Source organism: Mesorhizobium sp. P160219, from assembly GCF_057786095.1.
The window spans coordinates 3,901,304-3,924,595 of the sequence record NZ_JBYNWG010000001.1 but is presented as its reverse complement, the minus strand read 5'-3'; the positions used below and the strand labels follow the sequence as shown (position 1 = coordinate 3,924,595).

15 protein-coding genes and 2 pseudogenes are annotated in these 23,292 nt (G+C 58.6%); 10 read left to right on the top strand and 7 right to left on the bottom strand.

Translation table 11 applies throughout. The features are described from left to right. Nucleotides 1-458: 458 nt before the first annotated feature. Entirely contained in the window at nt 459-5,927 is a 5,469-nt protein-coding gene (locus AC3EMP_RS19000) for a trifunctional serine/threonine-protein kinase/ATP-binding protein/sensor histidine kinase (protein WP_023698555.1), read from the bottom strand. Between the two features lie 489 nt (nt 5,928-6,416). Here AC3EMP_RS19000 and AC3EMP_RS18995 point away from each other — a divergent pair. The 7 genes and pseudogenes from AC3EMP_RS18995 to AC3EMP_RS18965 all read left to right on the top strand — a co-directional run. Beyond that, nucleotides 6,417-6,605: pseudogene (locus AC3EMP_RS18995) on the top strand (DoxX family protein); the annotation flags it as partial. A gap of 340 nt (nt 6,606-6,945) precedes the next feature. After that, a complete protein-coding gene (locus AC3EMP_RS18990) occupies nt 6,946-7,206 on the top strand; it encodes a hypothetical protein (protein WP_352713220.1) in 261 nt (86 codons plus the stop codon). A 1,835-nt stretch (nt 7,207-9,041) separates the two neighbouring features. Continuing rightward, a complete protein-coding gene (locus AC3EMP_RS18985) occupies nt 9,042-9,341 on the top strand; it encodes a DUF1236 domain-containing protein (protein WP_023669226.1) in 300 nt (99 codons plus the stop codon). Between the two features lie 324 nt (nt 9,342-9,665). Continuing rightward, on the top strand, nt 9,666-9,959 hold the full coding sequence (locus tag AC3EMP_RS18980; RefSeq protein WP_352713223.1) for a helix-turn-helix domain-containing protein: 294 nt from the start codon (nt 9,666-9,668) through the stop codon (nt 9,957-9,959). Nucleotides 9,960-10,238: 279 nt separating this feature from the next. Continuing rightward, a complete protein-coding gene (locus AC3EMP_RS18975) occupies nt 10,239-11,570 on the top strand; it encodes an adenylate cyclase (protein WP_352713226.1) in 1,332 nt (443 codons plus the stop codon). A gap of 281 nt (nt 11,571-11,851) precedes the next feature. Next, complete coding sequence (locus AC3EMP_RS18970; RefSeq protein WP_280940452.1) at nt 11,852-12,685, top strand: thermonuclease family protein; 834 nt, start codon at nt 11,852-11,854, stop codon at nt 12,683-12,685. Nucleotides 12,686-12,924: 239 nt separating this feature from the next. Then, the gene (locus AC3EMP_RS18965) at nt 12,925-13,617 is read left to right on the top strand and encodes an SOS response-associated peptidase (RefSeq protein WP_352713229.1); all 693 of its coding nucleotides are present in this window, start codon (nt 12,925-12,927) and stop codon (nt 13,615-13,617) included. A gap of 202 nt (nt 13,618-13,819) precedes the next feature. Here AC3EMP_RS18965 and AC3EMP_RS18960 read toward each other — a convergent pair whose 3' ends face one another. Next, complete coding sequence (locus AC3EMP_RS18960) at nt 13,820-14,662, bottom strand: plasmid partitioning protein RepB C-terminal domain-containing protein (RefSeq protein WP_023698563.1); 843 nt, start codon at nt 14,660-14,662, stop codon at nt 13,820-13,822. After that, nucleotides 14,656-16,260, bottom strand: a complete 1,605-nt coding sequence (locus AC3EMP_RS18955; RefSeq protein ID WP_488494647.1) for a recombinase family protein — start codon at nt 16,258-16,260, stop codon at nt 14,656-14,658. The genes AC3EMP_RS18960 and AC3EMP_RS18955 overlap by 7 nt, the downstream gene beginning before the upstream one ends. A gap of 114 nt (nt 16,261-16,374) precedes the next feature. Here AC3EMP_RS18955 and AC3EMP_RS18950 point away from each other — a divergent pair. From AC3EMP_RS18950 to AC3EMP_RS18940, 3 genes and pseudogenes are all read left to right on the top strand, one after another. After that, a pseudogene (locus tag AC3EMP_RS18950) lies at nt 16,375-16,775 on the top strand (type II toxin-antitoxin system HicB family antitoxin). Between the two features lie 198 nt (nt 16,776-16,973). After that, nucleotides 16,974-17,291 (top strand): YMGG-like glycine zipper-containing protein, encoded by a 318-nt coding sequence (locus AC3EMP_RS18945; RefSeq protein ID WP_023690487.1) that lies wholly within the window; start codon nt 16,974-16,976, stop codon nt 17,289-17,291. A 531-nt stretch (nt 17,292-17,822) separates the two neighbouring features. Then, nucleotides 17,823-17,990, top strand: a complete 168-nt coding sequence (locus AC3EMP_RS18940; RefSeq protein ID WP_023685744.1) for a hypothetical protein — start codon at nt 17,823-17,825, stop codon at nt 17,988-17,990. Nucleotides 17,991-18,207: 217 nt separating this feature from the next. Here the strand turns inward: AC3EMP_RS18940 and AC3EMP_RS18935 are convergent, their stop codons facing one another. The 4 genes from AC3EMP_RS18935 to AC3EMP_RS18920 form a co-directional block, all read right to left on the bottom strand. Further along, nucleotides 18,208-19,086 carry a YihY/virulence factor BrkB family protein gene (locus tag AC3EMP_RS18935; protein ID WP_352713233.1) on the bottom strand — a complete coding sequence of 293 codons (879 nt, stop codon included), beginning with the start codon at nt 19,084-19,086 and terminating at the stop codon, nt 18,208-18,210. A 117-nt stretch (nt 19,087-19,203) separates the two neighbouring features. Then, the gene (locus AC3EMP_RS18930; RefSeq protein WP_352713235.1) at nt 19,204-20,388 is read right to left on the bottom strand and encodes an acyltransferase family protein; all 1,185 of its coding nucleotides are present in this window, start codon (nt 20,386-20,388) and stop codon (nt 19,204-19,206) included. Between the two features lie 233 nt (nt 20,389-20,621). Further along, nucleotides 20,622-22,058 carry a hypothetical protein gene (locus AC3EMP_RS18925; RefSeq protein WP_352713238.1) on the bottom strand — a complete coding sequence of 479 codons (1,437 nt, stop codon included), beginning with the start codon at nt 22,056-22,058 and terminating at the stop codon, nt 20,622-20,624. Beyond that, on the bottom strand, nt 22,024-23,226 hold the full coding sequence (locus AC3EMP_RS18920; protein ID WP_023697522.1) for an MFS transporter: 1,203 nt from the start codon (nt 23,224-23,226) through the stop codon (nt 22,024-22,026). Before AC3EMP_RS18920 ends, AC3EMP_RS18925 begins: the two co-directional genes overlap by 35 nt. Nucleotides 23,227-23,292 lie beyond the last annotated feature (66 nt).

The following is a 23,292-nucleotide window of genomic DNA, read 5'->3' as shown; positions in this document are numbered from 1 at the left end:
TACAAATGTATCGGCGATACCTGGGGTCCAATGGATGCGTGTCTGGCGGCGCGCGAGGCCAAACGTTGTGCGCTCGCATGGCCGAGTGGTCACCTGAATGCTGGTTCTGTCAGCTTCTGTCACGGATTGTAGAGCCGAGCCATTGCGCCATCGAGCTGGCGCGCTGGCATAGGCACGGAATATATGCGGCGGCACGGTTGCCGTACGGGTAGCCCCCGGCCTCCAATGAAAACGTATGGCCTCTATCTGCAACTGGAGCTGTGCTTACGCACTGTCGTCATCGCCCCGGCAACCTGTCATCGGTTTGAGGAAAGGGCTTTTCTGGAATCGTGAGGTCGCTGGCCGTAGTCAGAGCGTTACAGCTGGCGCGAATTCCAACTAGCACGCCGCTGATTTCGGTAGTTTCGGCGGCCCAACCAGTTGCGTTCGCCTTTAGCGGCCCTAGCCGCAGATGGGTTCTAAGCCGATTCTTTTCCGATTGGCAGCATCACGCAAAACACGGCGCCACGAGGTTTGTTAGGCGTTGCCCAGAGACGGCCGCCATGCGCTTCCACGATCGAGCGGCAGATCGGCAATCCCATCCCTAAACCGCTGGACTTGGTCGTGTAGAACGCCTCGAAGATGCTATCGGGATTGGCCTGAGACAGACCCGGACCCGTATCGCTTACCGCGACCAGCACTCCGTCTGGCTCAGCCTTGCTGGTCCTGATCGACAATTCGCGCAGTCCCTGCCCAACCTCGCTCATCGCTTCGATGGCGTTCATGATCAAGTTCAGGATCACTTGCTGCAATTGGACTCTGTCCCCCAAAATGTGCGGCAGGCCCTCTGCCAGTTGCATCTTCTGCAAGACCCCTCTCTCTGACATTGGGATGCGGGCTAGGGCCGCAATTTCCAAAATTGCTTCGTTGACATCCAAGTCTTCCTTTCGTGCCGGCGCATTCCTGGAGAAGTCACGAATCCGGCTCACAATATCAGCGGTTCGCTTTCCGTCCCTGATAATCCGGTCGATCGCGTACTTGGCCCCTTCCAAATTTGGCGGCTGACGGTCGAGCAAGCGCATCGCGGTTCCAGCATTCATAAGCGTAGCAGCAATAGGTTGATTGACTTCGTGGACGATGGACGCGGCGAGTTGGCCCATCGTTGCCACGCGGTTGGCGTGCACCACCTCTGCCTCGGCGCGTTTTCGCTCCGTCAGGTCCAAAACGAAGGCCACGCCCTGATGTCGGAGTTCGTCGAAGGTCGCCCCACCCACAAGCACGGGCACGAGGCTGTTGTCTTTCCGAACAAGGTCCTTTTCGTAAGGTCTGCAGGTGCCAGTAGAAGCCATATCCGCCAAGGCTCGTTCGTCTGCTCCCCTCCATTCGGCCGGAGTCAAGGAGCTCCAGCTCAGGCTGCCCGAAATAACAACTTCGCGGTTATATCCCACGATCTGAAGAAAGGCCTCGTTGGCCTCCAGGATGGGGCCGTCAAGATCAAAGATGCATATCCCAATTATATTGGAGTCGACAAGGCGTCGAACCTTCGCCTCCCGTTCTTGGAGATCGCTATAGAGGCGTGTGTTCTCGAGCGAGATCGCCGCTTGCGCCGCCAGCATTTCCAACACAGTAATTCGTGCCGGTGTGAACGCGTGTGAAGTCAGCGCATTTTCAAGGAGAAGAATTCCGGTCAACTCTCCTTGTTTGATGAGCGGCACGCAGAGGATAGACTTCGATTGTCGTTTACGCAGATAGTCATCAACGGAGAACAGGTTGGGTTTGGAGGCATCATCGAGAATCACGCTTTCGCGTGTACGGATGACGTATCGGACGAGCGATTCTGGACAGGTGATCGGTGTGATCGGTTCTTGACGCATCATGACGTCGATCTGATCTGCGCTCGCTCGCGCCTCCGCTTGGATCAGATATTCATCCCCTGATGGCAGAATCAACAGGCCGCGATCCGCGCCTGCATTCTCGATTAAGGTCTTCATCAGCCGCTCGATCAAACGGGGCAACTCGATCTCACTGGACAAAGCCTGAGAGGCTATTACGACACTCGCAGCATCCAGATGTTGAACCGGCGAGCCAACGATTGCGGCATCATGTTGTCCTTCTGGGGCGGCCAGGTGTGGATAAAGCCGATCGAGCTGCGCCGTCTTGCCGTGGGCGCCCCAGCGGAGATAACAACGCCGGGCCTTGTGCAGATGGGCATTGGCGGATGTCTCGGAGCCGCGCGCGTTGTAAAACCCGGCCGCCAACTCATAGGCCAGCCCCTCGTTCTGTACGAAACCTTGGTCGCGCGCCGAGGAAATAGCCCGCTCGTAAAGGTGCATGGCCGCGGCGTCCCGTCCTTCAATACGGGCGATCTCCGCAGCCAGCAGTGCATGCCTGTCACCGAACGTTGGTGGGTATATTTCGGCCCACTCTCTCAGTTGCTCCAGATGCACCGCCAGGAGATCATCCCATGTTCGCTTCTCGCCGGCGGAAGCGTTCTCATACAATGATGCCATCGCCAGCGCGCTGTAATAGAAGTAGTCGAGCCGCTGGAAATGAACGGGTGCGGCCCAAAGCAGTTCTTTCGCCCGCTCGGCTGACGCTAGCGCCTCGACGCAGTCGCCCGACAGAAACCGGGATTGTAACTTGAGGACCCAGTATAGGCACGCCGCGGTCGCCGTTGCGTCAGCCGCGATCTGCGTTTCGAAGTCCGCTTCGTCAAACTGCGCATCACTGAAGGTGGAGAAGGTGAAGGTACGGCCCTGCATGGTAGCAATGAAGCGTTGCTGGGCCACGATAACGGTAGCGACGTCGTGGAACCGAGCTTTCCGGACAAAGTCCAGGGCCATTTCCGACTCACGCCACACCGCGTCGAGCGGATCGTTCCGCATCAGAGAATTGGTGACGGACTTGTCCATGCAGTAGCAGGCGACGGTCAGGTCACCGGTGTCGGTCGCTATGCGAAAGGCCGTTCGCAGAAAATCTATCGAGGTTGAGATCGGTTGCGTCCAGACGGCGACTACACCTTTCGCGTGGTAGGCCTTTCCACGGTACGCCGCGAAGTTGTGTCTATCAACGATGTGGCAGGCGAGCTCCGCGAATCGATAACCCTCGCTGTAACGGCGAAATACTGGTCCAAGGATTTGACCGAGATCCGCAAAGCCATGGGCAGATGCGCCGCTTGTGCCGTGCTCCATGGTCACCTTCGCTATCCGGCACGCGAGTAAACACCACAAATGGAAGTCAGTATGGTTAGCTGGGGAGAGGAGCACTGAGAGCACGTCCATCGCGGCCAGCATTTCTGGATCCGTCATCAGTGGCAGATCAAGCAAGCTTTCGATCGGGCGTCCGCCGAGGGTCTGCCAGACCATCTCGTATTCGGCCTGGACCTGCGCCGGGGTTGGGTGCGCCGCGACGTCAATGCCGAACAGCCGCAAACACGAGAGTGCGCTCTCGACTGCTTGGGCGTTTTCCGATTTCAGAGTGTGGAGAAGGACTTTCAGACGGTAGGTGATCGCAAGATCGACTTTCGACGCCGCGCGTTGCGAAAATTCTACTAACAATTGCTCGGCTTCTTCGAAATCGCCGATCAAAAAATTGCACTCCGCACGTTCGAGCCAGAGGCTGAACGTCAGCTCGTACAGGCTGTCCCAGCTTTTTTCGTCAAGCATGGCCAGTCCGGCTGCAAGATACACGCCCGCAGACGCATAGGCAGCCGACGCTTTGGCCTTTCTCCCGGCGCGCAGGTTGAGTGTCGCCAGTTGGGCTTTCTCCCGCGAGTCGGTCAGCACTGCAGCGCCCCGATTGAGCTGAGCAACGACATTGAACAGATGGTCGGCGAGTTGATCACCCGACATGTTCGCCAGCAGCTTGCGGCCGATGAGTAGGTGGGTGTCAACGCGGTGCTCGTCGGGAATGAGCGAATAAACCGCCTGTTGAATTCGATCATGCAGGAACCTGTACGCGCCATCCAGCTGATCGATAAGACCAGTATAGACAGCCTCCCGGAGTGTCGCGTGCATTGCTTCCTCTGGTCCATTCTGTACCAGAGTCAGGGTGGCGGTGTCGGCGACGTGGCCTAAACAAGCGAGTTGTTTCAGCACTTCCAGGGTAGGCGGAGAAAGACGCTTCAGCTTTTCCACCATGAGATCCACCACGTTGTCAGTATAACCCTTTGCGTGGATGCGATCGAGTTCCCAACGCCAAGCTTGCGCGACGGGGTCAAACATCAGCAGACCCTCATCAGCCAACTCGGCCATGAATTGGATTGCAAAGAATGGATTTCCGCCAGTCTTTTCCTGAACGAGCTGCGACAACGGCCGTGCCCGCTCGATGTCACACTGCATCGCACTCGCGATAAGCTGATCGACGTCTTTTAGACCGAGGGGAGCCAAGATTATCTCACCCACCCTCGCATCTGTTTTTTTGATTGCAACCAGTGTTCGCAAAAGAAGGTGTGCGGGACCGACCTCGTCATCCCGATAGGCGCCAACCAGTAGAAGGTGGCGCACTTCCGAATGCGTGATCAAATGCTCGATGAGGTCGAGCGTGGCCGTATCCAGCCATTGCAGATCATCGAGGAACAAGACGAGCGGATGATCCGGCTTGGCGAACACGCAAAGGAAGCGGCGGAACACCACCTTAAATCGATTCTGCGCTTCTTGGGGTGGCAGGTCGGAAACGGCCGGTTGTTTGCCGATGAGGAACTCGACTTCGGGAACGAGGTTGACGATCAGCTGTCCGTACGATCCAACCGCCTCAGCCAAGGCACGCCGCCATTGGTCCACTTCCGATTCGCTTTTGACGAGAATCTGCCGGACCAGATTCTGGAAGGCCTGTGCGAGGGTCGAGTATGGGATGTCGCGCTTGAACTGGTCGAACTTGCCTGCTGCGAAAAGTCCGCGCGACGGGACAAGGACCTTATGCAATTCGCTCACCACGGAGGATTTGCCGACGCCGGAATAGCCCGATATCAGGACGAGTTCCGAGACTCCTTCGGCCACGACCCGATCAAAGGACGCGATCAAGGAATTGATTTCACGTTCCCGCCCATAGAGCTGCTCCGGGATCATCAACTGGTCCGACATGTCGTGCGCGGCGAGCGAGAATGGTTCGATGCGACCATGCAGCTGCCATTCCATCAAACAGCGACGCAGGTCAGCCTCGACACCCCCGGCGGTCTGATAGCGTTCCTCTGCGGTCTTCAGGAGAAGCTTCATCACGATTGACGAAAGCACCTGTGGAATTTGGCTTATCCTCTCACTGGGCGAGTCGGCGCGCCTCGCAATGTGGCAATGAACCCACTCCATCGGATCTGAAGCGGTGAACGGGAGCCGGCTGGTCAAGACTTCGTACAGCGTGACACCCAGAGAATAGAGATCACTCCGAGAATCGATAGAACGGTTCATCCGCCCGGTCTGTTCGGGAGCCATATATGGGAGTGATCCAGCGATAAATTCGGGCGCCTCGGGCGCCTGACGCTGGCGGGGGACCCGCGACGCGACCCCAAAACCGGTGAGCCACACGCGACCAAAGTCGTCCACAAGTGCGTTCGCCGGCCTAATGTCCCTATGGATGAGGCCTTGCCGGTGGACTTGACCAAGCGCGGCTGCCAGGCCGATGGCTACATGCAGGCAGCGGACCAGGTCGATCGGGTGTCCCTTGTGCTGCTCAACTGTCTGATCCAGGGGTTTACCACCTGGGTCCTCAAGAATGAGGAGCATTCGGCCTTGAAGACGAATCATTCCGAGGGGCAGAGCCGCCCACGCTGAATCGAGTTCGCTCGCCAACGAGTATTCGTGTTCGAGCCGCCGGAGATTCTGAATCGACGGCTGCTCACCAGCTACCGTTACCGCCAAGATCGGCATGTGGTTGCCATGCTCTCTTCCGCGGTAAAGCGTGAACTCCGCGCCTTCTCGAAGCAACTCTAACGCGTACTTCGAACCCTCAGGCATCACGATTCTTCTTGCTATGGGATGAGCCGTTGTCCACACAGTGAACTCGGCCGCGCAAATTCGCAAATCCCGTGTGGAGCTTCAGCCAATCTGGCGAAGCGATCAACCGTGAAATTCTGCGAAGAGTAGGCGTAATCAGGCTTTAAGTCTTTCAGGACTTAGGTCCATTTGGAGGTTCGGCGGAAAGGCTACCATGATCGCCGCGACCGCAACAGCGAACAAGGTCAATGCCTTGGCGTACGTTCCCGTTGTCGCCCTGTCGAAGTGCCCGCCAGTCACCAGAGCTACGGCGGAAGCCCGCCCTCGCCTGTACCCTAGGAGGGGCTGGCCCAGGGTTTCGCTCAGGACGCAGCCGACGGCCGGCGGCCCGATCCCCCGGCGGGCAAGGGGCGCGCTAAGTTGCCGCGGCCAACCTGCCGCAGAGCCTCGCCCGAGGCATAGCCGACGAGCCCGCCAGAACCGGGATCCCCAGCACGGTCCCGATCACACCATTTCGAAAAGGATCTCGCCATAGCGGGCGGCATGTTCGTCCTGGCCATAGCCGGCGCCGGCGCGATATCTCTCGACAGGGTGCTGAACGGCCTCGTGAAGCGCCGGCAACAGGACAGAGAGACGGTTGCGGCGCTGATAGCGGCCGGTAGGCCTCTCTCGGTCGGCGAAATCAAGCTTCCATTCTAAACCGGCCAACACGCCGGCATCATACAACCCGACCGCCGATCGGCACCCAAGTACACTGCCTTGTGACGTCACCTCAGGGCATACCTTGATGTTATCAGCGATTACCCGTCGGCCAAGGCACCGGTTTTGAAATTCGCTTGATGGCGTCCCTGCCCTTGCCCTTCAACTCCGTCGAGTCCTTGTGTGTCAATTTGTTGCGACGAGAGCTAGTCCCTGTCGTGCTGGTCCGTCTCGTCTCATCTCCTGGCTCTGCAAAAACCGTAGCAGCATGTTCGCAACCTGTTCACCCATGTTGATTTCACGAGTTTCCGAGTGTCGGCATATAAGAGGGAGAGGTCCGATGGATTTCAAGTTGATGGTGAACATGGCCGGCGGCATCCTTCTGGCCATCGCGATCCCCTCGGTGTGTCTCGGCGATGGCTGTTTTGCCGTTCCGGATCGGAACGATTTGAAAGGCGAAAGCTGTGACAATGAAAAGCCCGCCACCGTGCCAGACCAGAAAACTCATATTTTAGCACCTGCGAAACAAAGCTCGTTATTCCGCGTTGAGGCTCGTCGAACAACGGAGCTTCACGAATGGATCCGGCAACTGCAGCTGTGATGATTTTGCTTTCTTGCAGTCCCGCCCAGAGAGTCTGCAAGCCACTCGACACATCACCGTCCATGTTCGGATCGCTTGACAGATGCCAGTTGGCGTTAGCCGTGAGGCTCGAGGGCGCTCCCAACGGGGAGATCGTGGGGCGATGCAGTTCGATCGATCCCTCCGCTACAGGTTCCGTTCCAGCCGGGTATAGCACGATTGTCGTCACGCGGGGCACAGGGGCGGGTGCGGTGAGCAGTCGCTACATCGTGCCACACAAAAACTGAAGCCAGCCACGGTGAGGCAGCGGGCTGCTCATTCTCGACCGGAAAGTTATAGGCCTTGCCCTCCCTCTATGAACCCAGGGCAATCATAATCGGCATCGTCGGCTTCGGGCTCGTCGTCGCCTTCCCTGTCATCGGTGCCGACGACTTCGATGCCACCGGACAGATACGGTTCAAGATCCGTGTCGGGGCTCTACGAAGTCGAGCAGTGAGATCAGGCGTTCAATCTCATCTTCCATCGAGCGACGGACCGCCATGTCCGAAAGGCGAAGGTTCGTGGCTGGATAACGAAGAAGCGCACACGCCTTCCCTTCATTCGCATGGTTCGCAGAGATTAGCATGATCACATACTCTCATCTGATCCGGCGTCGTCTCCCTCAAAGCAGCGCCGGTAAGGCTCGGCGCCCTTCTTGGTCTGTCCCCGTGTGTCAGAAGGAGGTCGCCGGGCCTACCCGGCCCGTTGCTCATCGTTTGCGGGGTGCTCCTGATGGCTGCGCTTGGCCCCGCGGCCTAACGGCCAGAATCAAGCTTCCGAAAACCTTTCGCTGCATAAGAGCATCGTCAGACCGCTCCTGGCGCACCACAGCGACACCCCAAGAGCACAGCGACACCCCAAGAGCTGTACGTCAGGCCCACCGGCCCTGCTGATGAGTGCCCTTGGACAGATGGATTGCGTTTGTCACCAAAAGGAATCGTACCGGCCCGTTCTCAGCACGTTAGCCGGAACGGGCCATGGGGAGAACAGCCAACTGGCTAAAATCGCAAGACGACCGAAGGACCACGTCGGCGATAGCACCGGACCCGACGGCGCCCGTGTCGCCAGTAACTACGGCAGACTCTTCTCCAGCCCCGCCGGCGGCGGCGGCGCCGGTGGTAGTAATCTGGGTCGTAGTCTGGGTCGTAATCTTGGTCGTAGTAGCGCCGATGGTTGACCGGCTCCACTTCCGCGTGAGTACCTTCGTTGTCGAAGGCGTCTGGCGCGTCGAGTTCTTCGAGAATACCGCTTTTGGCCGCTGGAACACCGGCCAATGCGTTGATAGGCCGGACCGCGCTTGCAAAGGCTGCTGCCCCGGCAACGCCACATATCGCTGTCAAAAAGGATCGCCGATCCATAGTAAACCTCCCAAGTTACATGAGATGAACGAAGCGCCCCGCCTGCTGAAGGAGCAGGCCTAGCGCACTTAAAATAGAGGATTCGCCAGCCGCTCAAGCAACTCGCGAATCCTATCAGCGCAGGAAGGGACCTGGCTGCGCCGATCCAAGACATGTCAGCTAAGGACGACCGCCATTACCAGAAAGGTAACGGCTGTTGCAAAAATCGGTGCGAGCAACCAAAGCGCCTGGCCAACACTTTGATCCATTTGTTCTCTCCCGTTGTGGAGAACCAACAACCTGAAGCCCTAATCCGTTCCGCCTAGTCCAAAGGTAAGACCATTGCGTTGTACGGTCGGACTTTAGACCATTCGGATTAGACAAAGGTGCGTAGGCGGGAACGTTTACCCCGGTTCAAAGTTGGTTGCCGGGCAGTGCGGACGATGATCGTCGTGTGCCGGTCCTTGCAGGAGAGAAGATATGAAGATGCACTTTGTGAACACCGCCGCAGCCATGTTGCTCTTGGCGGGGATCGGCTCCGCCGCCGCTGACGACATTATCATCCAGCCGGAACAGGACACGGTCATCCGTGAGTATGTCAAGAAGCAGCCCTTGGCTTCGGTGAACCTTCCCGGCGTGGAATTGAACGTCGGGACAGCTCTGCCGGAAACTGTGGAGATCCACGAGGTCCCGAACGTCAAATACCGTTACGTGGTGGTCGACAACCGCACGGTCCTGGTCGATCCGGGCACCCGCAAGATCGTGAAAGTTTACGACTGAGATTTCGAACGAACCCACGCTCGCCACCCTTGGGTGGCGAATGTGTGCATTCAAACGCTACTCAGCCGGACAAATTCAAATTGCCACTCAGCTGGACAATGAACATGACGAACCCTGAACTCGAGAGGACGCAAGCCCTGGTTGCCCGCTTGGCTGATCTCCAAGCAAGAATGCAGGCAGCACGTCTTGTTGGAGCCGAGGTAACAACCGTCCGAAAGGTTGCAGCTACAATCAATGACGGCTTGCGACAGGCCGGCCTCACACCGTTAGAAATCGCAGAGGGTCAAGAGGAACAGTTTAGCGATACTAAATGTTCGACTTGCTATGGAACGCCGAACTCTCCTCTCAGCAGATCAAGTCAGAGCGGCACGAGCCCTACTGAACTGGCCGCGTGTGCGACTTGCCGCCAAGGCCAATCTTAGCGAGATGGTGATCAGCGATCTTGAGAACGGATACAGGAAACCGCGTCCCCACAACATGGCCGCCATCCGCAAAGCGTTTGAGGATGCCGGAATCGTTTTCACCGTCCAAGGCACTCCATCGTTAACCCGCTCAGAAGGTGATAGCGGCCTAGCCGCCGATAATAGACGGTGGCGCGGCCGGGAGAGAAAAGGATAAAGGGGAAAAGCCCGTGTACCCTCTGCACCCGATCTCTAAAGCGGCCTCTAACAAGGGCGGTTGTTCACTGACTTTGTGCTGGCGCTCACCTTTCTGAGGTGCCGCTCGAATATGGCCAGCTTCTCTTCGTAGCCGAGCCGCACTCTGGACCTGCAACTATCGCATTTGAAACCGGCAATCGTTTTCAGCCAGGATCCCCTTCTCACCATTGGCTCGAACAGGAGGGGCATTGGAATTCTATAGGTACGTCGCGCAGTTCATTTGATAGAGGCACTGTGCATGTTCTCCTCAGCGGCACGGCCACTGCAACAAAGTAGAAGGAGAAATGTTTCCGGCTACGGCCATTTGCGCGGAGCAATCAAACGTAAGTCCTGGCCGGGAACCGCCGTTGAGGAAGGCAACCTTACGGTCCAAATAGCGACACTGAGAAAGGCACTCGGTCCGGCTGACAACGGCGGCGAGTGGATCGCCACGGTGCCTCGCGTCGGCTACCGCTTCACCGGGACTGTCGAGCCGGTGGCGAGCGCATCCCGCAGACCGATACCAGGGTCCGGCAAGCCGTCGATTGCGGTCCTGCCTTTTGCCAATTTGAGCGGCGATCAGGACCAGCAGTATCTCAGCGATGGCATAACCGAGGACATAATTACGGAGCTGGCCAGGTTCCGCTCCCTCCTTGTCATCGCGCGGAATTCATCTTTTCAGTTTCGCTATCCGGCATTGGACATTGCCGAAGTCCATCGCAAACTCGGAGTTCGCTACCTCGTCGAAGGCAGCATACGAAAGCTCGGTGATCGCATTCGGATCACCACACAGTTGATTGACGCTTCCACCGGTACCCACCTGTGGGCCCAACGCTACGACAGGGCCCTCGACGACATCTTCGCATTGCAAGACGAGGTTGCGGTTCTCATCGCCTCGATGGTCGAAGGCCAGGCGGAGGCCGATTCGACGAGCAGGACCAGACGCAAGCCTCCGGCCGATTGGGATGCATACGACTGCTACCTGCAGGGGCGCGCACAGTTCTACCGGTATGAACTGGACATGGCCGAGCCCCTATTCGTCCGGTGTGTCGAGCTCGATGCGACGTTCGCTCGAGGCCACGCCTTCCTCGCGCAGGCGCTCGTCGGCAGATTTTGGTACGACAACGATCCGCGGACGCTACAGAACGCCTGGGACTCGGCACGAACGGCGCTCGCTCTCGACAGGAGCGATGGCGTCTGTCACCAGAGCATGGGCCTGGTGCTTACGCACATGCGCCAGCACAGCGACGCGGGAGTGCATTTCAAGCAAGCGCGCTCATTAAACCCGTTGGACGTGAACATAGCGGGGGACTACGCAAGCTGGCTCAACTACGGCGGCCGGGCCGAGAGCGCGCTGAACGTGCTTGAATCTGCGCTGCTGCGCGACCCGTTACCTCCAATATGGTTCTGGGAGGTGAAGGGCAGCTCCCTCTTCCTGCTAAGAAGGTACTCGGAGGCCGTCGGTTCGTATCAGAAGGCCGGCGACCAATTCTTCATTCATGTCTTTCTCGCAGCGGCGTACGCTCATTTGGGGGAGACGCAGAAGGCGCGTGCTGAAGTTCAGGAAGCACAGATGAGGAACACGACCTGACTATCCGGCTAATTTCACGTCTCCCGTTCGCCCACCAAGTCGACCTCGAGCTTTTCACGTCAGGCTTCAGAAAGGCCGGTTTTCCCGCGTGAACGCACCTTCGGCGCGCGCCGGTCAGGCCCGACAGCCGAATGCACCCCAACAGGTCATCGAACCCCCTTAACCGAGATCGAAGTCGAGGGGGGCGTCGGCACGCATCGGCTTCGGGGCTAGCATTCCGCGCGTCTCGTCTTCTGGACTCTTCGTTGAAACAGTCGCATCCTCTCTGCGGGGATGAGGGCGTGGACAAATACCGATACGACAATCGATCTGATCGCTGGCGAAAGCGAACCGGTGCCAAGCATAGCCGTGCGCACCGATGGGCGAATGTGCCGCGGCGCCTGATTTTGGTGACTGCGGTAGCGGCTGGCGCTCTGGTCGCGCAAACCGCCATCCAGCACAGCGAAAGTTTGCCAGAGATCAATGCATCGAATTGGTTCGGCTCGAAGCCGGCGCCGATCGCCGGTGTCGCGTCTGTGATCGACGGCGACACGATCGAGATCCACGGACAGCGCATCCGCTTCAACGGCATCGATGCGCCCGAGAGTAAGCAATATTGCGAAGACGCTAAGGGCTTCGAATACGCCTGCGGGCGCCATGCTGCCCAAGCCTTGGACGAGTTCCTGGCTGCATCGCGTCCGTTGCATTGCAGCTTTGTTAACCGAGACCGGTACGGCCGGCTTGTTGGGGATTGCGATCGCGCCGACGGTCGCAACGTCCAGAGCTGGCTTGTCGAGCGGGGCTTGGCACTAGATTGGCCGCGCTACAGCCACGGAGCCTACGCAAGACAGCAGGCGAAGGCCCAGGCGGCGAAGGTCGGTCTGTGGGCTGGAGCGTTTCAGGCGCCATGGGATTGGCGCGCAGAGCATGCGAACGGCACCACCAGGCCGTCAGCAAAACAACCACTCGGTATCATGCGTAATGGGCAGGTGGCGCAGAGCTATTCTTGTCAGCCACAGCGAACCTGTCCCCAGATCAGCTCATGCAACGAGGCGAACTGGTATTTGGCCAACTGCTCTTGGGGCGGCAAGCTCGACCGCGACAAGGACGGCATTCCTTGCGAGAGCCTTTGCTAAGTCCGCAGTGAGAGGGACATGGCATGATCGTCGTCGACTTTGCCCTTTTTGCCTCCACGGCGCACACCAAGGGGAACTCTGTGGTCGCCCAGAGCCTTCCGCAAGGCTACTGGCGAAGGCAATCAATCGGTCACCGCCGCCAAGATACGCGGCGTCTGGCGCCGCAGCGACGAGTATAGGAGAATTCCGACCTTGGCCCGCTCAGCGTGCCTGAACTCCTGCGCAACTGAGGCAGAGCGATGTGCGGACGTTACACCAAATATCTGTCGTGGTCGGAAATCCACCGGCTCTACCGCCTGACTGCGCCGGCGGAGACGGGCCGCAACGACGAGCCCCGGTACAACATCGCGCCGACTCAGGATGTCCCATTCGTCACTGCCGGTGAGGATGGCAACCACAGGCTCCGTGAAGGGCGCTGGTGGCTGGTCCCTTTCTGGGCAAAGGAAATGCCCAAGGCGGCTATGTTCAATGCGAGGATTGAGGGCATCGATACAGCGCCCGCCTTCCGCGACGCCTACAAGTCCAAGCGCTGCCTGATCCCTGCCGATGGCTTCTACGAGTGGACGATATCGCCAGCCGACGGCAAGAAAGACCCTTGGCACATCTACCAGCCAGGCCACGCGCCTTTCTCGTTCGCCGGGCTTTGGGCTTACAATTCCAATCTCAACATAACCAGCTGCACCATCATCACCGAGCCTGCCGCAGAACCGATGAAGCAGTTGCATGATCGGCAGCCTCTCATTCTCGACCCGGCCTACTATGACGCCTGGCTGGACCCGGCGACGCCCAAGGACAGCCTCAAGGACATTCTCAGCCACGACATCGACGGTCAGCTGCAGTTCAATGGCGTTGGGCGTGAGGTGAACACCAGCGCCGTCAACAAGTTGCCCAACGACCATCCCGGCCTCGTTGGGCCGATCAACCCGCTATGAGCAACGAACCGGGTCGGCTTGCCGAAGACATGACAGCGATTCCGCGCGGCCGAGAGCCGATCGAAAATCGCTTTGCGAGCATTCTGGCTGCGGCAAGCTCGGCGGGTTTGGCTTTTCGAGGCCTGGACAGAAGTCACATTGGTTCTGTTGTTTGCATCCCGGCGACGGCGATCGGTTTCTATAGGAGTTGACGTCCGACCATCTAGCGCCCCTGTTCGAGGCATGGCATCGAGAAGCTGTGAAACTCTTCAAAATGCCCCGGAAAGGTCCGGGCGAGATACCGCACCACTCTGGAATTATCCATCAACCGGTCGAAAAAGCGGTTGGCTGCGACAAGCTCCAGGCCCACCTGGCCATGACGTTCCGCGGCGCTGAGAACCGCAAGGCTTACCGCGCCGACATCGAGCACCATCGCGCCGCGCTGGTCTTCCGCTTGTGTGGTGATCGTTGAGAGATTAAAACCCTCGACCAGCAGGGCTTGCGGTGTCAGAGCGACGAGTAGTCTCGCGTAGGTGATCCTGACCCGGTCCATCGCCACCATCAGCCGGGCAATCTCCAATTGCCTGGCTGGCAGCACCTTCTGGAGCAACCCGAAGATTTTTGTTTTTACCGGCGCGTCCCGAAGCAGGTCGAGGACATCAGGGCAAATTCCGTTAACGGCTTTCCGGTTCTCGCCTGTCTCGGAAGCGGGTTTTCCGGGAGAGCAGAACATTTGCGGCTCGCGGGTCGCGCCACGCAACCTATGTGCCAGTAGGCTTGGCATTGTCCTGAAGCCCTCGGACACCAGCGTGGCGCAGAATTGCTTGTCGCGCATCATCAGGTGGAGCGCCGCTACTATCCGGTCTAGGCTCTGTTCAGACTTTGCCGCTTGCGTGACGAAATCGCGCATGCGTTTGCATTCCGCATCGTAGGTCGCCAAAAATTCGTGTGAACGAAGCCTCTTCTTGGACCCTAATGCGCCAGCAACAATATTGCTCGCATGTCTGTCGCCACCGTTTTCCAACGCACGGTAGGCGGCGTCCTTGGCTAAGCGCTTGACTACCAAGCCACGCCTCCGACAGGCTCTCGCTCTGCCAACCTGATAATGGGGTCGAGCGTGGGAAAAATATAGCTGTCCAGCGGTATCCCATTGATGGCATGCAGTTCCGATTTACCCGCGATCTCGTGGGCAGGCGCAATCAAATAGTCCCGAATGGTCAGGTCGCCGGGATTCATACGGATCAGGACGAAAATGTCGGGTAGTGGCCGTTTATCGGCCTTGGAAAACCAGCGAGGATAGCCGAAGCCGGAAACCCTGCATCGGCCCATTGTAATCGCCACCGTGATCTCCTCGTTTATCCGCAGGAGGTCCATCGCCATGTCATGGGCAGCAACCCCGCCCTGCTTATCAATCGCGCCCACAAGATCCCGGATAATCTGCAGCCTCATTGATTCCAGGTGCCGGTTCACGCCGATGAAGCGGTAGTTCTTGGATGGCTCGTATCCGATCAGTTCATAGGCTTTGACAATGGTTCCAAAACGCCACTGGTAGCGTTGGGCCGGCGGGCATCCGGGATCCGCGTCGATCATGGCCAACGACAAGGCGCCACGGCGAGCCAGAAGCGCCCTAAGGGCGGCCAGCATCTCGTCGTTGGTCATGTGGCGATAGATGGTCTTGAGCACGATCTGCGCCCGATCGAACAGTTTGCTGTCGACGATCGGCTCCAGGACGTTTTCCACCCGCACCCACTGTTCGGGGGGATTGCGGACTTGATGGCTTCTCAGCCGGGCCGAATGCTTGTTCCAGACGCTGTTGCCAATGTAATTTTCGTTGGTCAGCACCGAGTGCACGGATTCCCGCGTCCATGGTCGCCCCAAATCGCTGAGCACGCCGCGCTTGTTGAGCAGTCTTGCCATCTCCAGCTCTGTCTTGCGTGTTCTGACAAAGTGACTGAAGATCCACTTCACTGTCGCAATCTCGTCAGGCGGGCCGAGCACCAGAACTATTCGATCCGTCTGCTGGCTCTTGTATTCGTGGGATGAAAGGATGCATTTTGAGCGGCCGTGTTGATCGACAAGCAGGCGCCGCAGGCCAAAGCCGGCCTTCCCGCCCTGCCGGAAGCCCAGCCGGATCAACCTTGCCTGGCCGATGAAGACTTTTTGCGAGAGCATTCTGCTCTGCTCGGCAGCCATGCTCCGTTTGATTGCTTTGAGGACGTCTGACCCGATGCTGCCGTCGTTTGCGAATTGCTCGGCGCAAAATTCGATACGCACGCCGGCCATCTGGCATCGGTATTCGTAGGCTGCGCTTTCATCAATGTTCTGAAAACGCCCCCACCGGCTTACATCATAGACCACAACCGTCTCAAAATCGGCTCGCCCACTTTCTACATCGGCCAACAGCTTCTGAAGACCGGGGCGCCCTCCAAGGTTTAAACCGCTGCGACCGAGGTCCTCGTAAGTGGCGACAATGTCGTAAGCCATGATATCGGCATAGTCGCGAATGGCATCCGCTTGGTTGTCGATCGAGTAGGTCTGGTGTTCCGTCGACATGCGCACGTACTGCGCGGCGCGAACTCTAGGCACAGTCTGGTGCCCGCCATCTAACTTTGGCACTTTCCCCACACTCTCGACCGTTGCCCAGGCAATGTCTGCCTGGGGCATGCCCAACCTACTAGGCAGCTTCCTACGGTCCCATTAGGAATACCTCGACAGTTTGTGTCGAATGGCTCGATAGTCTGATCGAGCCTCGAAGCCGCTCCTTGGGGGAACCGACCCGTGCGTCACTATATCGGATTGATCCACAAGCAAGCGGACAGCGACTTCGGCGTATCCTTTCCCGATTTTCCGGGCGTGGTCACCGCCGGCACCAGCCTCGACGACGCCCGCGCCATGGCCGAAGAGGCCCTGGCCTTCCATCTCGAAGGCCTTGTCGAGGATGGCGAAGCCATTCCCGAGCCATCATCCCTGGAAGATGTCATGTCGAACAATGACAATCTCAGCCGGGTCGCCGTCCTGGTAGCGCTCAAAGCCGAGACCACAAAGGTGGTGCGCGTCAACGTCACCATTCCCGAAGATGTCCTCGACCAGATAGATCGATATGCGGAACGCCATGGCTATAGCCGGTCGGATTCCTGACCGCCGCCGCGAAAAAGGCCATACGCGACGAGCCAGCCTAGCTGCTCCTCAACGGATTCAAACCGAGGCGCTACCGACCTGTTCGCGAAAGCCGTTTCCGCTTTGGCAACCATTGTCTTCAAGGCCCGAGAAACCACGTCTCATTTCGTGAGCGGGCGTGCCGCCGTTTGGCCGCAATGCGCCAGCAACTGGCAACCATTCGCCCCGATCCGCGTTTGGGGCTCCAAAGGAGTTCCAAGATGATCATCAGACAAACCATTGCCGCCGTGCTCATGACTGCAGCACTTGCAGGCTGCGCGACCCAGACCGAACAGCAGCAGAGGGCAACCACAGGCGCACTCATTGGCGGCGGTGTCGGCGCCCTCGCCGGCCAGGCACTGGGCGGCAACACCGAAAGCACGGTCGTGGGTGCCGCCGGCGGCGCCTTGCTCGGCGCCGTCATCGGCCAGTCGACCACGCCGCAGCGCCGCGGCGAACAGCTTTGCCGTTACCAGGACCGCCGCGGCCGGATCTACACGGCGCCTTGCGATGATCGCTATTACAACAACGACTATTGATCCAGCCTCCCTGGAAGTGCGGCTCTCTGACGTTTGCTGCCGCTCTTCCAGGGACCCGGGATCCGTTCGGCGTTTCACAATATGAGAACGCCCGCTCAGTCCATTACACCCTCTGGCTGATGAGCTTGCGCTTGGTGCTTGCAAGGATCCCATTTCGCGGAAGCGACGTGAAGCGCTGGTTTCATGGCGCCAACAATGACATCGCATTGCCGCAGCTGAAAGTGCCGACAGCGACCATCGGCTGCGGCTGAAGAGCGGGGTGACGGTCACGGTGCCAAGCATCAAGGCGCCAAGCGCGCCTTGGCCAAGCCGAATGGCTTGCGCTGCATGCATAAAATGTGGGATAATTTGTTTGGTGGAGATTCTCGCTCACACCATCCAAAGGCCTCCTTCGGAGGCCTTTTTCATGTCATGGTGGCTGGCAACTGAGTGCCACAACGATTAGGTGGCACTCCCTGCCTAGGCGAAGAGTTGCACTGCCGCCAAGGTCCTTCGACCGCTTTCACGTCGTAAGCTTGGAGAACAATCCCGATGCTCAACAGCATTGCGGGCTGGCTCGATGCTGCAACTGCAATTGCCATTGTTCGGCTCCTGATTGACCTCATGAACCTATACCGCTCCGCTGCCGCCAAGAAGGCGCCGGACGGCAGGCGCGCGAGATCAAAGCCGATACGCAAGCGCCGTCCGCGTCGCCGCTGAACCGCGTCTTCCCAACCAACTCAAACTGTGACCGCGATGGTTTGACCCACCAGCGACCCGTGCACTCATCATATGGCGTCGACCGTATCCAGCTCGCGTGCCCTGCTCGGTGATGCGGTCGGCGCCGACGGGTGATGATGCGGGTGGCGTCGCGAAGGCAGCCAGCCGGCGTGCCGCGCGCCTAGTCGATTTTATCGTTAGTGGCGTATGTTGCAAGTCAAGCACTGTGAAGCACAGCGTCCAGATCGGACCTGCTGCCGTGTCGAATGGAATAGGCGCGAGTGATTTCCGCACCAAAAAGAAAAATTTCCGCCGAGTAGTAAGCCCACAGCAGGATGACAAGCAGCCCACCGGCGGCCCCATATGAGGCCGCGACCGCGCTGGAGCCTATATACCAACCGATAAGCGATTTCCCGAGCGTGAACAGGGCAGCGGTTACAACAGCGCCAATCCAGACATCCCGCCATTCCAGGGTTCGATCAGGCAAGATCTTGAAGATAGCGGCGAAAATAGCTGCGAGGAGGACAAAAGAAACGACCGCGTTGATAACGGCCAGGACAAGTGTCCCGAACGGCAGCTGTGCGTTGATGAGGTTGCCTAGGGCCGAAATCGCCGCGCTCGCGACTAGAGAGACGAGCAACATGAAGCCAAGTGCGGTGACCAGTCCCAGACTTACCGCACGTGCGCGCACCAGGCGCGACAACGAACTGCCCTGCGCTTCGACCTTCCATATCATGTTCAAGGACTGCTGTATTTCGCCGAAGACCCCGGAAGCGCTCACAAGCAAGGTGATGATGCCAATCACCGCCGCCCAGGTGCCGCCGGATGGCTTTTCGGATGCGCTCTTCAGTGCGGTTTGCAGGATATTTGCGCTTTCTGTACCCATCATCCCTGTGATTTGAGCGGACAATGCCGCTTGGGCTGCCTCGTGACCGAATGCGAGACCCGCAATTGCAATCACGATGAGCAGAATTGGCGCCAACGATGTTGTGGCATAAAAAGCGATTGCCGCGCCATGGCTGAGAGCATTGTCGTTGACGAACCCAACGACGGCTTCTCGCACCATTGCCCATGCATTTGTGATCCCGCGATGCATTTTTCGCCCCAGTCGAATTGGCGTTCACTAGCAATGCACCAGCACATGTGATGTTCCGGTTGCGGGCCACTAACAGAGAGCAGGCAACGTCAGTGGTTATGCGTCGCGCTTGGCGCCCTACTCCGCCGGGGTCTTCTCGAGCACCGGCTCAATTTTCCGGCCAAAGCGCTGGACAACGAAGCGGCCCGCCTTCTGGCCGGGGACCTCGATCAGAGTGTAGGTGATCCAGGACAGCAACGTCACCGTCGGCAGCACAACGGCAACGACGATGGCGAAGCGCAGCGGCGCCGACAGTTCGTGGCCGAACTCACTGATGACGAACGCCGCGACGGGCTGCAGCACCAGCAGATGGATCAGGTAGATGCTGAAGGAAAGCTCGCCCATCAGGTGGAAGAACCGGTTGCTGAACGTCACGGCGATCGCTCGCGCCAACATTCCCGCCCTTCCAGGCAGCATGCGGTAGAGAACCAGCGCAAAGAAGCCCGCCACCAGCGCTTCACGCACCAGAAGCTTGCCCAGCCCCTGGTCGCCGCCAAAGGGCAGCGCCGCCAAAAGCATGGCCAATGCCAGATAGAGGAACGGCCTCGGTCGGCTCTGATGCACGACTCCGGCCAGCAGCATCCCGCACAGGAATATCTGTATCTTGAGCGGCAGAAAGGACGGCATCGGAAAATGGATCGACAACAGCCGCATCGCAAACACGATGACGCAGCCGGCCGCCGCGACCACAAGGGCGCTCCTGATCCAGTCCAGCCTGCGCACCAGCAGCATGACGGCCGGGAACACGGCATAGAACTGCATCTCCAGCCCCAGGCTCCAGTCAGGCAGCGGCGTGCGATAGGCGAGGTTCGGCACCAGCCCAAACAGGAACGTGAGATGAGCGACGATGTTTTTCAGGCTGCCGTCGAGGTAGCGTTCCGGCGCCTGGTGCGATCTGGAGAGGAAATCGTCGATGATGATCCTGCGATCGTAGAGATAGGGGCCAAGCGCCAGCGCCAGGAAAAGCATGACATAGAACAGCGGCGCGATCCTGAAATAGCGGCGCGTCCAGAATTTCAGCCAGGTTTCCGGTCTTTGCCAAGGCTCCTTTTCCTGGCGCAGCTGATAGTGGAACACCATCAGGAAGCCGGACAGCATGATGAACAGGTCGACGCCGAGATCCGGCTCGCCGACGATCGGAATTTGCCAGCCGGTCAAAAGCATGCAGTGCCCGACCAGCACCCAGATCGCCGCAAGCGCGCGAAGCCCGTCCAGGCATTCGATGCGCGACGACTTGATGATGCTGGTTTCGTCGCTAGCCATGTTGCACTGCAGCATGGCGCCTGAGGAGCGATTGTCAACCCGGTGAGAGATGACGAATTACGGCTACGCTGGCGGATGCCGAATTGTGCCGATCTCCTCGCCAGACAATAGGCTGAACGGACAGGCACCTTTTCAGGAAACCGTCAGCGCGTCCCGAACGACCGAAATCAGGCGCGAAGCAGCCGTTCGCAAACCGGCACACGCATGCCAGTTGCGGAAGCGCATAAAACATTTCAGGAAAAGGCCCATTCCGCATCGGACGGCGTGACCAACCCCTGCCGCAGTCGGCTGTGAAGTTCATTCCACGACGGGTCTGTCACGAAGCCTTTCATGCTTCCACAAGCCTCGGCGAAGGAAATGTCGCCCAAACGGCCGATGAGATCACTCATCGCGCCGTTCCTGCCCTTCAGGAATAGCTCGAGCGGATCATCATCACACTCAATTACCCGATGTCCCCAAGCACCCGGTACGTCGTCGCTTGCGAGAGCCTGCTGAAGATCTTCATCCACGCCTGTGGCCTCGAGCGCCCGGGAGACGACATAGCGCATCAGGGGGTAATAGATCGGCTGATAGCTGCCTCCAAGCGCGCGCACGCCGGGCAGGATCGACAAAACCAGAAACATCAGCAGGAGATTCGGGACAAGGCTGCGATTTGCCAGCCGCTCAAGGATATCGGGGGCTGTGAAGCACGCCACCTTCATACCGGTCGCGGGATCGATGAGTTCTCCGGCGACCAGACGCAGCGGAAGGCGTTTGCCATTTTCATAGAACCAGAAGAAATCAGTACCCCGAGCGAGCCAGCCACTCCACGGGCCAGACGCGAGTCCGTCGAGGCCGGCAAGGATATTGGAGGCGAACTTCGGGTCTTCCAGCAGTCTCATGCGTAGCCAGGAATTTTCGTCCGACAGATGGTCGGCCACCAGGTCGGCGATGTCCTCGTCGTCGATCTGCAGGAAGGAAAAGTGGCCTCCGAACATTTTTGGCCAAAGCGTAAGATTGGCTGCCTTGATGGCATGCGCGGGCCGCTCGAATTGCGTCTTCGGCAGAAGGGCACGAAGCAGCGTGAGCGCGTCGCCCCCAGTGTTTGGTTCCGTCGGTAACAACTCGAACTTATAGGGTCCCCGCCCGGCTAGCAGGCTGTACCCGATCATCCGGCTTCGGCTCAGGCCAAAGACGTTGACCGGCTTCCCGTCAACGGTGAGCCAGCCTGGCCCCTTGCGTGGCTTTTCGACGAGATTCACCGTCGAAACGGCGTAGGAAACGTAGGTCGAACATCCGTGCGCCGAGAGACCAAGGAGGCTGAAGATATGCGTGTAATAGGCTTCTGGCTCCATGAGGAGAAACAAATGAGGGCCTGTCTGCAACACGCGGCGCCTTTCGAAATCCCTGCAGATTTCTGAGGCGGTATCGGCAGACAACCCGTTTCGTGTCGCTGCCTTCCTGATGATGTCGAGTAGTTTGGTGAAGGCTCGGAGCCGGATTTCTGGCATGGGAACCGAAGCCGGCGCCGTAAACAGGCGAAACGCATAATCGCGGATCGGCCGGGAATGGTATGGGCTCATCCAGGGGTAGAGTGCCGTCAGCGACCCCAGGACTGCCTGTTTCGCATCTACGCCTGCTGTTAGCTCTTCCACCTCACGATTCACCTTTTTCTTGCGTCTGAACGACACTGACGCTCAAACACGAAACACTGATGAGGAGCGCTACGCCAAAGCTGAAGAAAATCGTCGAAGGAAATGCTCGATTTCCTACTGCGGCGGCGATGCCGAACACGAGTAATCCGAGCACCACGGCCACACTATGCATGATGCCTTTTGCCCGGCCCAACAGATAATCCGACACACGCGTCTGCAATGTGACTTCAACGCTGACGCGTCCAAGATTGTATATAAATCCGAGCGCGGCAAAAAGGATCACTGTCCAGGGCGTGGGCAGAAATGCCAGCGCCATGAGTACCAGCGCCGTTAAGCCCAAAAGCATGAGATGGAGCGCATGAGTGCTCATCGATCTTTCAATCCGGAATAGAGAGACCGCACCGATCAGTGAGCCCGCCGACCATGCAGCCTCGAGGTAGCCGAAATCCACGGCAGTACCCTTCTGCTCCTGGACGAAGCTAGATCCCACGACGCTGACAAGCACCGCGCTTGTATAGAGAAGCGCGTAGACGACAATGAGACGACGCAGGCTCAGATCGATTTGGGCTGCCGAGATTTTGGCGGTGCGGACATCGAGCGAAACCGGTTGCAGCCGCATCAAGGCTAGGCAACCCGCTGAAAACAGGAAGAAAGCAGCAAGAACGGTGAATGGTAGGGCTGGGGAGCGCTCATGCAGCAAAGCCCCTGCAAGCAGAGCTGCGCCGAGATTGCCGACCTGCATGACGAAGAAGACGGCGGAATTCGAGGCTACAAGATCGCGGCCGTCAGCTATCACGGGGATCATTGATTGAGAGCTCGTAAGGGCGACACGGTCGCAAAACGAAAAGAGGGCCGCTGACAGACAGATGATCAGAAACACGTCCATGTAGAGGAGCGCGCAAGCGGTAGCCAGCATAACGAGAAAGCGGCTGAGGTCTGCCGCAACGTTCAAGCACCGCCTGTCAAATCGATCCGCCGCTACGCCGGCCAAAGGGCTCGCCATGAATTCGACAACGCTGACGATCGCAAGGAACGTCGCGACGCCGGCGGTTCCGTATCCTCGCTCGACGACAATCCAGGCGGAGGCGATGTAGAAGCCGTTTCGGGCAACGGCCGCCGATAGCGTGCTGGCCAGGAATCCGAGGCACGGATTGGACCGGCCGGCCCGCCCTTTGGCATGATGATTTCGAACCAGGTTTGACATGAGCGGCGTATCCGAGCTGACCGCCGATGGATACCTTCTTCCGCCAAGCCTGCTTTACTGTGATGT

What these genes read in the sequence shown, in the direction of transcription:
- AC3EMP_RS19000 (WP_023698555.1), bottom strand. Translation starts at nt 5,927, where the DNA reads ATGCCTGAGGGTTCGAAGTACGCGTTAGAGTTGCTTCGAGAAGGCGCG.
- AC3EMP_RS18990 (WP_352713220.1), top strand. Translation starts at nt 6,946, where the DNA reads ATGGATTTCAAGTTGATGGTGAACATGGCCGGCGGCATCCTTCTGGCC.
- AC3EMP_RS18985 (WP_023669226.1), top strand. Translation starts at nt 9,042, where the DNA reads ATGAAGATGCACTTTGTGAACACCGCCGCAGCCATGTTGCTCTTGGCG.
- AC3EMP_RS18980 (WP_352713223.1), top strand. Translation starts at nt 9,666, where the DNA reads ATGGAACGCCGAACTCTCCTCTCAGCAGATCAAGTCAGAGCGGCACGA.
- AC3EMP_RS18975 (WP_352713226.1), top strand. Translation starts at nt 10,239, where the DNA reads ATGTTCTCCTCAGCGGCACGGCCACTGCAACAAAGTAGAAGGAGAAAT.
- AC3EMP_RS18965 (WP_352713229.1), top strand. Translation starts at nt 12,925, where the DNA reads ATGTGCGGACGTTACACCAAATATCTGTCGTGGTCGGAAATCCACCGG.
- AC3EMP_RS18955 (WP_488494647.1), bottom strand. Translation starts at nt 16,260, where the DNA reads ATGCCCCAGGCAGACATTGCCTGGGCAACGGTCGAGAGTGTGGGGAAA.
- AC3EMP_RS18945 (WP_023690487.1), top strand. Translation starts at nt 16,974, where the DNA reads ATGATCATCAGACAAACCATTGCCGCCGTGCTCATGACTGCAGCACTT.
- AC3EMP_RS18940 (WP_023685744.1), top strand. Translation starts at nt 17,823, where the DNA reads ATGCTCAACAGCATTGCGGGCTGGCTCGATGCTGCAACTGCAATTGCC.
- AC3EMP_RS18935 (WP_352713233.1), bottom strand. Translation starts at nt 19,086, where the DNA reads ATGCATCGCGGGATCACAAATGCATGGGCAATGGTGCGAGAAGCCGTC.
- AC3EMP_RS18930 (WP_352713235.1), bottom strand. Translation starts at nt 20,388, where the DNA reads ATGGCTAGCGACGAAACCAGCATCATCAAGTCGTCGCGCATCGAATGC.
- AC3EMP_RS18920 (WP_023697522.1), bottom strand. Translation starts at nt 23,226, where the DNA reads ATGTCAAACCTGGTTCGAAATCATCATGCCAAAGGGCGGGCCGGCCGG.